Origin of the sequence: Aeromonas rivipollensis (assembly GCF_010974825.1) — a bacterium.
Classification (GTDB): domain Bacteria; phylum Pseudomonadota; class Gammaproteobacteria; order Enterobacterales; family Aeromonadaceae; genus Aeromonas; species Aeromonas rivipollensis.
Genome location: NZ_JAAILA010000010.1, coordinates 103,465 through 118,078 on the forward strand (window position 1 = coordinate 103,465; position 14,614 = coordinate 118,078).

At 63.8% G+C, this 14,614-nt stretch carries 15 protein-coding genes; 9 read left to right on the forward strand and 6 right to left on the reverse strand.

The window, feature by feature from the left end:
* Positions 1 to 164: 164 nt before the first annotated feature.
* From G4923_RS07115 to G4923_RS07140, 6 genes are all read left to right on the forward strand, one after another.
* Entirely contained in the window at positions 165 to 1,208 is a 1,044-nt protein-coding gene (locus G4923_RS07115; protein ID WP_106887572.1) for a GMP reductase, read from the forward strand.
* Between the two features lie 164 nt (positions 1,209 to 1,372).
* The gene (earP, locus tag G4923_RS07120; RefSeq protein ID WP_163136325.1) at positions 1,373 to 2,548 is read left to right on the forward strand and encodes an elongation factor P maturation arginine rhamnosyltransferase EarP; all 1,176 of its coding nucleotides are present in this window, start codon (positions 1,373 to 1,375) and stop codon (positions 2,546 to 2,548) included.
* A 43-nt stretch (positions 2,549 to 2,591) separates the two neighbouring features.
* Positions 2,592 to 3,158: an elongation factor P gene (efp, locus tag G4923_RS07125; RefSeq protein WP_011707002.1), complete on the forward strand. Its 567-nt coding sequence runs from the start codon at positions 2,592 to 2,594 to the stop codon at positions 3,156 to 3,158.
* 198 nt (positions 3,159 to 3,356) lie between these two features.
* Entirely contained in the window at positions 3,357 to 3,968 is a 612-nt protein-coding gene (locus G4923_RS07130; protein WP_111910353.1) for a DUF2238 domain-containing protein, read from the forward strand.
* A 107-nt stretch (positions 3,969 to 4,075) separates the two neighbouring features.
* Entirely contained in the window at positions 4,076 to 4,828 is a 753-nt protein-coding gene (locus tag G4923_RS07135) for a DUF3530 family protein (protein ID WP_025326114.1), read from the forward strand.
* Between the two features lie 121 nt (positions 4,829 to 4,949).
* The gene (locus G4923_RS07140; RefSeq protein WP_163136327.1) at positions 4,950 to 5,906 is read left to right on the forward strand and encodes a D-2-hydroxyacid dehydrogenase; all 957 of its coding nucleotides are present in this window, start codon (positions 4,950 to 4,952) and stop codon (positions 5,904 to 5,906) included.
* Between the two features lie 56 nt (positions 5,907 to 5,962).
* On the opposite strand, the gene G4923_RS07145 is transcribed toward G4923_RS07140, so the two are convergent.
* Both G4923_RS07145 and G4923_RS07150 read right to left on the reverse strand, forming a co-directional pair.
* The gene (locus G4923_RS07145; RefSeq protein ID WP_111910356.1) at positions 5,963 to 6,457 is read right to left on the reverse strand and encodes a glycine zipper domain-containing protein; all 495 of its coding nucleotides are present in this window, start codon (positions 6,455 to 6,457) and stop codon (positions 5,963 to 5,965) included.
* Positions 6,458 to 6,701: 244 nt separating this feature from the next.
* Positions 6,702 to 8,249 (reverse strand): GGDEF domain-containing protein, encoded by a 1,548-nt coding sequence (locus G4923_RS07150; RefSeq protein WP_163136336.1) that lies wholly within the window; start codon positions 8,247 to 8,249, stop codon positions 6,702 to 6,704.
* A gap of 281 nt (positions 8,250 to 8,530) precedes the next feature.
* Between G4923_RS07150 and G4923_RS07155 the strand changes: the two genes are divergently transcribed.
* The gene (locus G4923_RS07155) at positions 8,531 to 9,133 is read left to right on the forward strand and encodes a nitroreductase family protein (RefSeq protein WP_106887579.1); all 603 of its coding nucleotides are present in this window, start codon (positions 8,531 to 8,533) and stop codon (positions 9,131 to 9,133) included.
* On the opposite strand, the gene G4923_RS07160 is transcribed toward G4923_RS07155, so the two are convergent.
* Together G4923_RS07160 and G4923_RS07165 are read right to left on the reverse strand one after the other, a co-directional pair.
* Positions 9,126 to 9,845, reverse strand: a complete 720-nt coding sequence (locus G4923_RS07160) for an HAD-IA family hydrolase (protein WP_163136338.1) — start codon at positions 9,843 to 9,845, stop codon at positions 9,126 to 9,128. The two genes, G4923_RS07155 and G4923_RS07160, sit on opposite strands and share 8 nt — an antisense overlap.
* Complete coding sequence (locus G4923_RS07165) at positions 9,842 to 10,066, reverse strand: hypothetical protein (protein ID WP_106887581.1); 225 nt, start codon at positions 10,064 to 10,066, stop codon at positions 9,842 to 9,844. The genes G4923_RS07160 and G4923_RS07165 overlap by 4 nt, the downstream gene beginning before the upstream one ends.
* A 113-nt stretch (positions 10,067 to 10,179) precedes the next feature.
* Between G4923_RS07165 and G4923_RS07170 the strand changes: the two genes are divergently transcribed.
* Complete coding sequence (locus G4923_RS07170; protein WP_163136340.1) at positions 10,180 to 11,070, forward strand: LysR family transcriptional regulator; 891 nt, start codon at positions 10,180 to 10,182, stop codon at positions 11,068 to 11,070.
* Positions 11,071 to 11,168: 98 nt separating this feature from the next.
* On the opposite strand, the gene G4923_RS07175 is transcribed toward G4923_RS07170, so the two are convergent.
* Positions 11,169 to 11,747: a cysteine hydrolase family protein gene (locus G4923_RS07175; protein ID WP_163136342.1), complete on the reverse strand. Its 579-nt coding sequence runs from the start codon at positions 11,745 to 11,747 to the stop codon at positions 11,169 to 11,171.
* Between the two features lie 33 nt (positions 11,748 to 11,780).
* Entirely contained in the window at positions 11,781 to 12,944 is a 1,164-nt protein-coding gene (locus tag G4923_RS07180; RefSeq protein ID WP_163136344.1) for an FAD-dependent monooxygenase, read from the reverse strand.
* Positions 12,945 to 13,170: 226 nt separating this feature from the next.
* Here G4923_RS07180 and miaB point away from each other — a divergent pair, with 226 nt between their 5' ends.
* Entirely contained in the window at positions 13,171 to 14,604 is a 1,434-nt protein-coding gene (gene miaB / locus G4923_RS07185) for a tRNA (N6-isopentenyl adenosine(37)-C2)-methylthiotransferase MiaB (protein WP_106887585.1), read from the forward strand.
* Positions 14,605 to 14,614 lie beyond the last annotated feature (10 nt).

Sequence of the window (14,614 nt, forward strand, 5' to 3'; positions counted from 1 at the left end):
AAAGGCTAACACAATGATGAGCGAATTATCAGTCTTGTTCTGGCGGGATTTTTGCCTAGACTGTTGTAAACCGGAGGCCTTGAAAACCTGCGGTTTTTTTGTGCCTGCCGAAAATTTTGCCCACTGCAACAGTGACTTTCACAAGGCTCAATAAGGAATTTGCAATGCGTATCGAAGAAGACTTGAAGCTCGGTTTCAAGGATGTACTGTTTCGTCCCAAGCGCTCTACCCTCAAGAGCCGCTCCCAAGTCAGCCTGACCCGTCAGTTCACCTTCAAGCACACCCAGACCCAGTGGCAGGGGGTGCCCGTCATCGCCGCCAACATGGACACCGTCGGCACCTTCGCCATGGCGCGTACCCTGGCGGGCTTCGAGATGATGACGGCGGTACACAAGCACTACAGCCTGGCCCAGTGGCAAACCTTCGTCAGCGAAACCGATCCGGCCCTGCTCGGCCATGTGATGGTCTCCACCGGCACCTCCGAAGAGGACTTCATCAAGACCCGCCAGATCCTCGCCATGTCAGAGGCCCTGCGCTTCATCTGCGTGGACGTGGCCAACGGCTACTCCCAGCACTTCGTCGAGTTCCTGCGCAAGATCCGTGAAGCCTGCCCCAACCACGTCATCCTGGCGGGCAACGTGGTCACCGGCGAGATGGTGGAGGAGCTGATCCTCTCCGGCGCCGACATCGTCAAGGTGGGCATAGGTCCGGGCTCGGTCTGCACCACCCGGGTCAAGACAGGGGTGGGTTATCCCCAGCTCTCCGCCATCATAGAGTGCGCCGATGCGGCCCACGGCCTCGGCGGCCAGATCGTCGGTGACGGCGGCTGCACCTGCCCGGGCGACGTGGCCAAGGCGTTTGGCGGCGGCGCCGACTTCGTGATGCTGGGAGGCATGCTGGCGGCCCACGAGGAGTGTGGCGGCGAGGTGGTGGATGTGGATGGCGCCCCCTTCATGAAGTTCTACGGCATGAGCTCCTCGAGCGCCATGGACAAGCACGCCGGCGGCGTCGCCGAGTACCGCGCCTCCGAGGGTAAAACCGTGCTGCTGCCCTACCGCGGCCCGGTCGAGAATGCCGTGCGCGACATCCTGGGCGGCGTGCGATCCACCTGCACCTACGTCGGCGCCAGCCAGCTCAAGGAGCTCACCAAGCGCACCACCTTTATCCGGGTGCGCGAGCAGGAGAACAACGTCTACGGCAAGGAGTAGCGATAACCCCACTCCGGCCCTCCCCTTAACCAGGGGAGGGTGTGTTGACTCCTCCCCCTTTCGAAGGGGGAGGCAGGGAGGGGGTTGGCGGCCCCACAGTTAGAAGCCAATCCACCGGTGTGCTACCCTGCGCACCGGTTTTTTTGCATCTGGAACCCCGAGCCATGACAAGCCCCCTGCCCCCCTTTGACTGGGACATCTTCTGCACCGTGGTGGACAACTTCGGCGACATAGGCGTCACCTGGCGGCTGGCCCGCCAGCTGGAGCGGGAGGGACATGGACAGGTACGGCTCTGGGTGGACGATCTGGCGAGCTTCGCCCGCATCTGCCCGGGGCTGGATCCCGCGCTGGATGGCCAGTGGGTCGAGGGGATCCACATCCAGCACTGGCAGGGCCCCCTGCCAGCGGATGCCATCCCGGCTAGCGTGGTCATAGAGGCCTTTGCCTGCGAGCTGCCCGCCCCCTTCATCGAACGCATGGCCGAGCAGAGCCCGCCCCCCTGCTGGATCAACCTGGAGTACCTCAGTGCCGAAGCCTGGGTCGAGGATTGCCACGGCCTCGCCTCCCCCCAGCGGGTGGGCAGGCTGAGCCTCAACAAATACTTCTTCTTCCCTGGCTTCACCCCCAGAACCGGTGGCCTGCTGTGCGAACAGGGGCTGGTGGCAGAGCGGGATCGCTGGCAGCAGGACGAGGCTGGCCTTGCCGCCTACTGGGCCAGCCTGGGGCTGCCGCCCAAGGCGCAAGACGAGCTGCGGATAAGCCTCTTCACCTACGAGAGCGAGGCGCTGAAAAGCCTGGTCGCGAGCTGGAGCCAGGGCGCTACTCCGGTCACCCTGCTGCTGCCCATGGGGCGCGCCCTCTCCGACGTGCTCTGCGGCGCCGGCCTTGAGAGTGCCATAGGCACGGCCCGGGCGGGGGATCTGCTGCAGGCGGGCCAGCTCGCCATCAAGCTGCTGCCGATGACGAGCCAGGCGGGCTACGATCGGCTGCTGTGGAGCTGCGATCTCAACCTGGTGCGCGGCGAAGACTCCTTCGTGCGAGCCCAATGGGCGGCAAGGCCCTTCCTGTGGCACATCTATCAGCAGGAAGAGGAGGCCCACCTCGTCAAGCTGGCGCACTTCCTCGACCACTATCTGGAGGCCTTGCCCGCCGAGGACGGCCAGTGGCTGCGCGAGCTCAACCTGGCCCTCAACAGAGGGGAAGATTGCAGCGAACTCTGGGCCCAATGGCCGATCCACGGCACACTTTGGCAACAACATGCGCGAAGCTGGTCACAGAAGTTGCTGCGGGAAGGGGATCTCGTCACTCGGCTGGTGAAATTTTTAGAAAGCCGTATATAATCTGGCAGTTTTTATCTGCCCGTATACGAACAGGAATTTTTACATGAAAACCGCACAGGAAATCCGCGCTGGTAACGTCGTCATGATCGGTACCGAGCCGATGGTGGTCCAGAAAGCCGAATTCAACAAATCCGGCCGTAACTCCGCCGTGGTCAAGATGAAGCTGAAAGGCCTGCTGAACGGCAGCGCCACCGAGACCGTATTCAAGGCCGACGACAAGCTGGAAGTCGTTCAGCTGGAGCGTAAAGAGTGCACCTACTCTTACTTCTCCGACCCCCTGTATGTCTTCATGGACACCGAGTACAACCAGTACGACGTCGAGAAAGACAACCTGGGTGACGCCCTGAACTACATGGTTGACGGCATGGAAGACATCTGCGAAGTGACTTTCTACAACGAGAAAGCCATCTCCGTCGAACTGCCGACCACCATCGTTCGCGAAGTCGAGTACACCGAGCCGGCCGCCCGTGGCGACACCTCCGGTAAAGTGACCAAGCCGGCCCGCCTGAAGGGCACCACCTACGAGCTGGCCGTTGCCGCCTTCGTAGAGATCGGCGACAAGATCGAAATCGACACCCGCACCGGCGAGTTCAAGCGTCGCGTCAACTGATTTGACGGCTTCACGCCCGTGTTGAAAAAAGCGAGCCCCAGGCTCGCTTTTTCTTTATGGGGATCCGCCCTGCGATCATTCAGCCCCGGTCAGTGACAGCGGGCCGCCCATTGAGGGAGAATTCCCCTGCCCCCTTTCGTCTCGCGCCGATTGGGGCTACACCATGAAGTCAGGTTCCTCCTCCCTCACAGGCTCCCTATGACATCTCATCAAAAACTCCTGCTGTTGCTGCTCACCCTGGTACTGCTGGTGCTCTCCGGCTGGCAACCCTATGACAGGGTCACCTGGCTGCTGGAAGTCGCCCCCGTGCTGATCGTCGTGCCGCTGCTGCTGCTGAGCCAGCGCAGCTACCCCCTCACCAGCCTGCTCTACCTCTGCATCTTCCTGCACGGGGCCGTGCTGATGCTGGGGGGCGCTTACACCTATGCCCGGGTACCGCTCGGTTTCGATCTGCAGCAGTGGTTCGATCTCAGTCGCAACCCCTATGACAAGATTGGCCACTTCTTCCAGGGATTCGTGCCCGCCCTGGCCTGCCGCGAGATTCTGCTGCGCGGCCACCATGTGCAGGGCAAGAAGATGCTGGTGTTTCTGGTGATCTGCGTGGTGCTCGCCGTCAGCGCCAGCTATGAGCTCATCGAGTGGGGCGCCGCACTGGCGCTGGGTCAGGGCGCCGACGAGTTCCTCGGCACCCAGGGGGACCCCTGGGATACCCAGTCCGACATCTTCTGTGCCCTGGTGGGGGCCGTCAGCGCCCTGTTGCTGCTCTCCCCCCTGCACGACCGCCAGCTCGGCAGGCTTGCCCGGCCCTGAGCCCGTCGAGGGAAGGGCTTGCCCCTTCCCTCTTTCTCCTGGATCCTCCCGGCCCCCTTCAGAAATCCGGCGCGCCGCCGCTAACCCAGTCAACCGGGGAGCGCATCATGGCCAGATTATCCTTACCACTGCTGTTTTTGACCCTGCTGGCGAGCACCACCTTGCCGGCCAACGAGATCTCGCCCCCTGCCCCCCTGGATCACTGGCAGGAGAGCGACTGGAAGGGGGTGCCTGACAGCACCCGGATCGACAAGCAGAGGGTGCTCTTTGCCAAGCACGACGGCGACAGCTACCTGGGGCTCGCCATCCTGTTGCCGGACTGGCAGCGCAGCGGCCAGCTGTGGCAGCTGACCCGGGAGCTGGGGCGACTCGGCTTCGACACCCTGCTGCTGCTCCCCTCCCCCCAGCAGACAGAGCTGGATCCGGCCTCCGAGAAGAAGCAGGAGACCCTAGACGCGTTTCGCCAGCAATTTGCCGAGCGCATCGTCAAGCTAGGTGATGCCAAGCTGCAAGAGGGCGGCTTCAAGCTGCTGCTGGCGCAAGGCACCAGCGCGGCCTGGGCCGCCAACCTCATCACCAGCGAGCAGTTGCCCGCCCCCGATGCCCTGGTGCTGCTCGACGGTTTCTTTCCCAACCAGCTGAGCAACCAGACCCTGGCCAAGCAGGTGGCCCAGGCCAGCATTCCCACCCTGGATCTCTATCAGGAAGACGGGGGGCGCTGGCCCCTGCTGGCCGCCGAGGCGCGGCGCAGCGAGAGCCGCCGCAGCCACAAGCTCAACTACCGCCCCTACGCCCTGATGGAGCTGGACGAAACGCCGGGGCGCATCCAGGGCTGGCTGACCCATCTGGGCTGGATCTGACCCGAACGACTAGCAAGTATGGAATTGGGCCATTCGGCCTGTCTGCATCCGGGCTGGTCAGCCGCCCCCCATCTTTGGCATCATGACGACTCCCACGCGGCAGCGAACGGCAGGAGGCTTCATGCAGCAAATCGTGTTTCTCGACAGTGACACCCTGGACGCCAGCATCAATCTGCGTCGCCCCGATTTCCCCCATCACTGGCAAAGCTACCCCGAGACGAGACCGGAACAGGTGGTGGAGCGGCTCAGGTGCGCCAGCATCGCCATCATCAACAAGATCCGCATCGGCAAGGACGAGCTGGCCCAGTTGCCGGAGCTGCGCCTGATCGCCCTGGCGGCCACCGGCAGTGACAACCTGGATCTGGAGGCGTGCCGCGCCGCCAATGTCGCCGTGTGCAACATCCGCAACTATTCGGGCCCCTCGGTTCCCGAACACGCCATGGCTCTGATGCTGGCCCTGTCACGCAACCTGTTCGCCTGGCGCCAGTCCCTGCAGGAGGGGCGCTGGCAGCAGAGCGGCCAGTTCTGTTTCTTCGATCACCCCATCATGGATCTGCACGGCAAGCGGCTCGGCATCATAGGCAAGGGCACCCTGGGTCAGGCCCTGGGGCAGAGAGCCGGCGCCATCGGCATGGAGGTCTTCTATGCCCAGAGCCAGGTCGGCGCCCCCGGGGATGAAGACAGATTGCCCCTGGAGGCCCTGCTGCAGAGTTCGGATGTGATCAGCCTGCACTGCCCGCTCACCCCCTACACCCGCCACCTCATCGGGGAGCGGGAGCTGGCCATGATGAAACCGGGCGCCCTGCTCATCAACGTGGGCCGCGGCGGCCTGGTGGACGAGCAGGCCCTGCTGGAGGCGCTCGGCAACGGTCGCCTCGGCGGTGCCGGGTTCGATGTGGCAAGCGTCGAGCCACCGCCCCCCGACCACCCCCTGATGCAGGCGCTGCGTTACCCCAACTTCATCCTGACGCCCCATGTGGCCTGGGCCAGCGAGGAGTCGATGCAGCGTCTCGCGGATCAGCTTATCGACAACATCAACGCCTTCGCCCTCGGCAGGCGCCAGCACCGCCTGGTCTAAACGACGGAGACGAAAAAGGGGCCACCGGCCCCTTTTTCATTATGCTCGGGATGACATCAGTCATCGTCGTGCCATCTGCGCTTCTTGTACTTCTTGTGATGCTTGTGGTGGCCATTGTGATAGCCGTTGTCACCCCGGTAGCGGTGACCTCCCCGGTAGTCGTTGTTGGACTCGTGGCTATCGCCGGTTCTGGCCCCGATGGCAGAGCCACCAGCCCCGCCGATGCCGGCGCCGATCAGGCGACCGGTATCGCCACCCACGCTCTTGCCGATGGCGGCGCCACCCAGGGCACCGACGGCGCCACCCAGGGCAGCCTCATTCTTGTTGCCCCTGTCGGCCGTGGCCGCACCGCCCGCCGCACCGCCGACTGCGGCTCCCACCAGGGCGCCGGTGTCGCCCCCCAGCTGCTTGCCTATCATGGTGCCAGCCACTCCGCCGACGCCACCACCGAGTATGGTGTTGAGGGTCTCGGACGCCTGCGCCTGACCATTGCCCAACAGCAGCGCGCCCAGCAGCGCCACTGCGCTCATGCCGTATTTGTTCATCTCCATGGGGTACTCCTGTCAAACCTGATGTCTGATTGATTATTTTTCCCTGCACTATACAAAGCGCCCCGGACTCCGCTACCGGGATTACGACGTCTTCGCCGACAGGCTGACTGTCTCTGCTTCGCGACATGGCTCAATCACATGGGCTAACCGACTGAAAATGAATTAAAAAAAAAGGTCACATGGGAAATTATCCCCACTGTGACCCCTTTCTCGGCCATTCAGGCCCTTTTTCTCCCGATGGCGGTCAGACAGATACTGTCACTACAGCCCCTTTGGAGGGAGGCGAAGTGGCTGACAGATGCCAGCAGTCCCGTCCCTGCCGCTTGCTCTGGTACAGACACTCATCCGCCCGATCGAGCAGGGCATCGGCGTCATCCGGGTAGCGAGCCCCGCCGGCACTCAGGGTGATGCACTCCTCAAACTCGCGCCACTTCAGCGCCCGCACCCGGGCCAGCAGATGGGTCAGGCGATCCTCGACCTCTTCCTGCTCCCAAGGCAGCAGGGCCGCAAACTCATCCCCCCCGATGCGGTAGACCTGAGCCTCTCCCAGGGTTCTTGCCATTATGGTGGCCACCCGGAACAGCACCCCATCCCCTACCCCGTGCCCCCAGCTGTCATTGACGCGCTTGAAGCTATCCACATCAAACAGCACCAGCCAGTGGGGCCTCTCCTCCTGCGCCAGCCTGGCCCTGTCCTGCTCGAAGGCCCGCCGGTTCATGATGCCGGTGAGGGGATCGTGCAGCAGGGCATCCTGCCCCTGCTGCAGGCTGTTTCTCACCTGATGGATCTCCCCCAGGCTGCCGTGCACGAACCAGGTGCGCTGGCGCAGCTGGATCTCCATCAGCGCCTCATCCTGAACGAGGCCACAGAGGGAGCGCTGCACCAGGGTCTGCTCCTGGCGAAAGATCCGCACCAGAAACAGCAGGCTGCACAGCCAGATGGCGAGCAGCGCCAGCGCGGGCAGCACCACCATCAGCAGGGTATCTTGCAGGTTGCCGCGAAAGTGGGTGGGGGGCAGATAGATGTTGAGATCCCAGTCGATATCCGACAGCGGCAACCTCAGGTGACAGCCTTTGCGGATCACGCTCAGCCCGGCTCCCTGGCTAGAGGCACCGGAGACAGCCGGCAGCAGTGACAGGTTGTGTCCCACCACCAGCCGCCCATCCTTGCGCTCTGTGATGTAGAGGGCGGCCTGGTCGCTGCCCATCGCCCGTTGCAGCGCCGCCTGCAGCGAGTTGAACGACATGTCGACCATCAGCAGGCCCAGCAGTTGCCCCTCGTCATCCTTGACCCGCTTGATCAGGGTCAGAACCTCTGCGTCGCTGCCGAACTCCTGGTAGGGACCAAACCAGATGAGCTCGTCGCTGTCGCTGGCCAGGGCCTGATACCAGGGGCGCCTCTGCGCCTGATAGTCGGTCGGCACCGGCCAGTCGGGATAGCTGTCGAGACGGTCGAAGCGGGCGTTGTAGAAGTAGAGGAAGTGGGCGTCGTGCTTGAACTGGTGGGCTATGGCCCAGATCCCGTTGATGGCCGAGTCGCCCCTCGCGATGGCCTGCTTGTCCAGGGAGGCCTCCAGCACGCCGAGCTGGCGCCGATTGGCCAGCACCATCTCGTGGATCAGGGTGGCGTCGATGGAGGTGAGCATGTGGTCATAGCCCGCCAGGGTCTTGTCTATGCTGCGCAGGTAGCTGGCCGCGGCCAGCAACAGGGTGGCGATCAGCACCAGGGCACCGAGCAGGAACGACAGCGGCGTCAGTATGTAGTAGCGTTCCTTGATGATAGTTGCAGGCATGCCACCCTCTATAAAATGTCACGTAAGATGCATTTTATAGTGGAAAACACCACCGTTGTATTGATTGAAGTCATTAACACCCAAGGTTAATGACAATAAAGACATCAATGGGCCATGCCCGGTTTCGTCATCTGAATATCCATAAAAAGTAGAAACAGTCATCACCCAGCGTTGACGGTTTCTTGCACAGAAGGTGTTATAGTCCATGACTCGAGAAATCGGAGCCAGATGACCTTTGTCGGCAACGCTGGCAGCAACGATTCATCAACCAAGGAGATGTTATGAGCAGTCCGTTTATCGAACAGATCAAAGTACGTCGTACCATCTATGCCCTGGGTGACCAGGTGACCCATTCCGAGGCCCAGCTGACGGCCCTCATCAAGGATGCCATCAAGCACAGCCCCTCTTCCTTCAACTCCCAGAGCTCCCGTGCCGTCATCCTGTTTGGCGAGCAGCACCACAAGCTGTGGGACATAGTCAAAGCTGAATTGAAAAAGATTGTGCCGCCAGAGGCCTATCCCCAGAGCGAAGCCAAGGTAAACGGCAGCTTCCGCGCCGGTTTCGGGACTGTGCTGTTCTTCGAGGACACCGCCGTCATCAAGGATCTGCAGCAGAAATTCGCCCTCTATGCCGACAACTTCCCCATCTGGTCCGAACATGCCACCGGGATCGCCCAGTTTGCGGTCTGGACCACCCTGGCCCAGGAAGGCATAGGCGCCTCCTTGCAGCACTACAACCCGCTGATCGACGAAGCGGTTCGCCAGGAATGGGACCTGCCCGCCAGCTGGCTACTGCGTGCCCAGATGCCCTTTGGCAGCATAGAGCAACCGGCCGGTGACAAGACCTTCATGGACGACGAGGTCCGCTTCCGGGTCTTCAAATAGTCCCGGGGCTTCGCCCGCTCAAGCCCTCGTTCGCCGGGGGCTTTTTGTTGCCCGTCTCTCGGGTCGGCAGCGTTACCAGCAAGGGGCCAGCTTCCTTCGCGACCACAGTCACCTGACTCCAATCGGGGATCACCGCCACGACCGCCGGGTCGAGCCGCCTGTCGCCCCCGATCTGCACCACGGGGCAACCGGCCTGCAGGGCGCTGAGTATCCCCGCCGGGGCATCCTCGAACACCAGGCAGTCGGCGGGAGCAAGACCCAGCCGGCGCGCGGCGAGCAGATAAGGCTCGGGATCCGGCTTGCCCCGCTCCACCTCCTCTGCCCCGATCAATAGTTTTGGCAACGGCAACCCGGCACTGGTCAGGCGGTGCCGCGCCACCCGCTGGCTGGCGGAGGTCACCAGCGCCCAGCGATCCGGCGCCAAGGCCGCCAGCAGGGTGCGGGCCCCGGCGATCGGCTCGGCCACCCCCGCATGCTGGATCTCCAGCTCGTCGAGCAGCGCCACCTCCCGGGCCAGGTCCAGCTGTGGCGCCAGCGCGCGGATCACCTCCCGCGAGCGCACCCCGTGGCACATGGCCAGCACAGGCGCGGGATCCAGCCGATGGCCCTGACACCAGAGCCGCCAGACGGTTTCCACCTCGGTGGTGGAGTGCACCAAGGTGCCGTCCATGTCCAGCAGCAGGGCCTCGGCCCTCAGGGTGAGCATGGTCATGCGGTTCTCCCCGCCAGCACGTCGACGAAGGCCTGCCGCTGGGCCGACTGCTCATAGCAGGCGAGCGCCTGTTCGGAATTGCTCGCCCACACCGGCAGGGGCCCGACGGCAAATCCCTGCTGCAACAGGCTGGTCAACAGCTCACCCGTCTCCGGCGCCGCCAGTGGCTGGGCCATTACCAGGCTTCCCTTGATCAAGAACAGATAACGTTCGCTCGACATGACATGACTCCTTGTGGCTGGTCAGAGGGCCAAAGGCCCGTTTCGAGACCATTAGAACAAGGCAGTTAGATAATTTATAATCAATAAATCGCCACATTGGATAACCAAATGGAATGAAATTCGACTTAAGGCAACTGCAGGCCTTCGTCATGCTGGCCGAGACCGCCAACTACCGGGAAGCCGCCAGCCGGCTCTTCATCACGCAACCGGCGCTGACCAAGCAGATCCAGGGGCTGGAGCTGGCGCTCGGCAGCACCCTGTTCAACCGGGGTCGCCACGGCGCCGAGCTGACCGCCATCGGCACCCAGTTGCTGCCCCAGGCCCGCGCCCTGGTGGAACACGGCAAGGGATTCGAGCACCACGCCCTGGCGCTGGCGAGTGGCGCCGCCGGGCGCCTCAAGATAGGGTTCGGGCTGTCGAGCTTCGCACTGGCCCCCTCCCTGGTGGCCCGCTTCAAGCAGCAGGCCCCCGATGTGATGGTGCACCTGCAGGACATGACCTCCGCCGTCCAGCACGATCTGCTGCTGGCGGGGCGGCTGCAGATAGGCTTTATGCGAAGGCCAGAGGCGCCACAGCTGAGGGAGCACAGGTTGCTGACCGACCGGCTGGTGCTGGCCGTGCCGAGCCAGATGACGGGGCCGGATCCGGCTGCGTTCGACGTGGAGCGGGCGCTGACCACGCAGCCGCTGTTGCAGATGGTGGGCCACCGCTGCCCCGGCCTCAGCCAGCAGATCGCCCGCTTCCTCGGCGCCAACCGGCTGACCGGCATGATCCAGGAGGCGGAAGACATCCAGACCCTGGTGGCCCTGGTGGCCGCCGGCATAGGCAACGCCATACTGCCCCGCAGCGTCGGCTTCATCGCGGGCAAGGACGTGACCCTCTATCCCCTGTCCGGCCCCTGGTCCGAGTGGGAGATAAGCCTGGTGTGGAACCCCGACTTTGCGGATCCCATTCGGGATCGCTTCCTGACCCTGGTCAGGGCTATGCACCCGGAGGCCGAATAAAACGGCGGCAAACCAAAGGGATGACCACGATCTCTCGTGCTAGCAGGAAGAGTGGGAGCAGGGACACGCACCCATCTGATGTGCGCGTCCTCAAGGCCTCAGCCGGGATCTGACAGCAGCTGGGCCACCTTGATCACCTCGGCGATGCGACCGAGCTGGCGCAGGGAGGCATGGTGCTCATTGGCATCGGCGGCGGCGCAGGCATCTTCCAGTATGGTGATGGCGTAGTCCCGATCGTGGCCATCCCGGGCGGCGGCCTGAATGGCCCAACCGGTGCTCACCCCGCACAGATAGAGGTGATCGATATGATTGGCCCGCAGTGCGGGTTCCAGCGCCGTGCCGTAGAAGGGGCTGACCCTGGGCTTGGTCAGCACCAGATCCCCGGGTGCGACATCCAGCTCGGGGTGAAAGTCGGTGCCGCTATCGGCCAGGGAGAGGGCGCCCTGCTGGTGAGCCCGGCCAAACATGGGGGAGCCCTTGGGTTGCAGCAGATAGCCGCCGTCGAAGCCAACCTTGATGAGCACCACCAGCCAGCCTCTGGTACGGGCATGGGCCAGCGCCTGGTTGGCATGGGTGATGGCATCCTGCTCCTGCACATGGGCCGCCGAGGCGGCGATGCGCCCGTCCGGGTGGGCGATGTCGTTGATAAAGTCGATCACCAGCAATGCCTTGTTCATGCTTCTGCCTCCTCGTCGTCAATGTCCTGCTGCCTACACCAGCCCCAGAGCGTAGCGCAGCGCCATCTCCTTGAGCGGGCCAGCCTTGTCCGCCAGGGTCAGGGCCAGATTGCGGGTCAGGCGCAGCGGCCCTATGTCGTTGCTGAACACCCCGTAGAAGAGATCCATCCCCGACTGCATCAGCAGGTTGTCGGGGCGGCGACGGCGCTCGTAGCGGCTGGCCAGGGTGATGTCGTGCCAGTCAGCCCCCGCCTTGCCGAGCAGCTCGGCCCAGCAGGCCACGTCCTTGAAGCCAAGGTTGACCCCCTGCCCCGCCAGCGGATTGATGGTGTGGGCGGCATCGCCGAGCAGCACCACACGGCCGGCGTGGTAGTGGTTGGCGTGGCGGCGCACCAGCGGGAAGCTCCCCTTGCCGGTCACCTGGAAACCGCCGAGCCGGGCCGGGAAGTGACGGCGTACCTCGGCGGCCAGGGCCTCGTTGCCCATGGCGGCCAGGGCCCGGATGCGGGCGGGGCTGTCATACCACACCAGGGAGCCGTGCCGGCCCGGCAGGGGCAGGAAGGCGCGCGGGCCCCTCGGGGTGAACTGCTGCCAGGTGATGTCTTCCTGCTCGAACTCGGTATCTATGTTGATCAGCATGCAGTGCTGGCGGTACTCGAAGCGCGACACCCCTATCCCGGCGAGGCGGCGGGTGAGCGACTCGGCGCCGTCGCAGGCCAGCACCCAGCGCGCCTGCAGCTCGGTGCCATCGTCGAGCAGCAGGCTGGCGTGCCCGGCACTTTGCTGCAGCCGGACCACAGCCGCCGGGGTGTGGGTCTGGATATTGGGAAAATCTTCCATTCGCCTCAGCAGGGCGAGCTGCACCAGCCGGTTCTCTATGATGTAGCCGAGCTGGGGCAGCCCCAGATCCGCCGAGTCGAAGCGGGTGGCGAAGCCGTCCAGCTCCCAGGTCTCCAGCCGGCGGTAGGGGCACAGCCGCATCTGCTGCAGGTGCGACCAGGCGCCGGCCTTGTCCAGCAGCGCCACCGAGGCCTGGCTGATGGCGGAGACCCGCAGATCCAGCGGCTGATCCGGGGCGTAATGTTCCGGCAACCGGGTCTCGATGACCCGCACGTTGAGACCCTCTGCCGCCAGCAGGCAGGCGGTGGCGGCGCCCACCATGCCGGCGCCGACGATGGCGATATCACACTGTTCCATAACTTGATTCCTGCAAGGGGTCGCCCCGGACAAGGAGAGAGGGGGCGAACCGAATGGGGCATGATAACGCAAGGAGACCGGATAAACAGTGAGTCAGACGGGCAATTGCCGCGACAGGCCAGGCCATCTGGCGGCGGCGCGGCCCCAGACTGGTCAGCACCGGGATTGCGGAGTAAAATGGCCGGTCCTTTGACCCTGCCGATCTTAAACACAGTCAAGAGTAGCAATGAGCAAGAAACTTCATATCAAGACCTGGGGCTGCCAGATGAACGAGTACGACTCGTCCAAGATGGCCGACCTGTTGGACGCCAGCAATGGCTACACGCTGACCGAAGAGCCCGAGGAGGCAGACGTCCTGCTGCTCAATACCTGCTCCATCCGTGAAAAGGCCCAGGAGAAGGTGTTCCACCAGCTCGGTCGCTGGAAGAAGCTCAAGCTGAAAAAACCGGGACTGGTGATAGGCGTGGGTGGCTGCGTCGCCTCCCAGGAAGGGGAAGCCCTGCGCCAACGTGCGCCCTATGTGGACATCGTCTTCGGCCCCCAGACCCTGCACCGCCTGCCCGCCATGATCAAGCAGGTCCAGGAGGGGCGCGGTGCCCAGGTGGACATCGCCTTCCCGGAGATCGAGAAGTTCGACAACCTGCCGGAACCCCGCGCCGAGGGGGTCACCGCCTTCGTCTCCATCATGGAAGGCTGCTCCAAATACTGCTCCTTCTGCGTGGTGCCCTACACCCGCGGCGAGGAGGTGAGCCGCCCGCTCGACGACGTGCTCTATGAAATCGCCCAGCTCGCCCAGCAGGGGGTGCGCGAGGTGAACCTGCTCGGTCAGAACGTCAACGCCTACCGCGGCCCGACCTTCGATGGCAATGACTGCACCTTCGCCGAGCTGTTGCGCCTGGTGGCCGCCATCGACGGCATCGACCGCATTCGCTACACCACCAGCCATCCCATCGAGTTCACCGACGACATCATCGAGGTCTACAAGGACACGCCGGAAGTGGTCAGCTTCCTGCACCTGCCGGTGCAGAGCGGCTCGGATCGCATCCTGACCATGATGAAGCGCCCCCACACAGTGCTGGAGTACAAGTCCAAGATCCGCCGCCTGCGCGCCGCCCGTCCCGACATCACCATGAGTTCCGACTTCATCGTCGGCTTCCCGAACGAGACGGACGAGGATTTCGAGGCCACCATGAAGCTCATCGAGGAGATCAACTTCGACATGAGTTTCAGCTTCATCTACAGCCCGCGCCCCGGCACCCCGGCCGCCGATCTGCCGGACGACGTCGACATGGAGGTGAAGAAGGCCCGTCTCACCCGGCTGCAGAACCAGATCAATCACCAGTCCATGCTCATCGGCCGCGCCATGCTGGGCTCGGTGCAGCGCATCCTGGTGGAGGGGCCCTCCAAGATGGATCCCATGCAGCTCAGTGGCCGCACCGAGAACAACCGGGTGGTCAACTTCGAGGGCCCGCACCGCCTCATCGGCGGCTTCGCCGACGTGGAGATCACCGACGTGCGCCCCTACTCCCTGCGTGGCCGCTTCATCCGCGGCGAGGACGAAATGAATCTGCGCATCGCCACGGCGCCGAGCGAAATCCTGGCTCGCCGCCCGGACAACGTCCCCGATGATCTCGGGGTGGCGGCCTTCAGACCCCATTAATTTTCTCCCC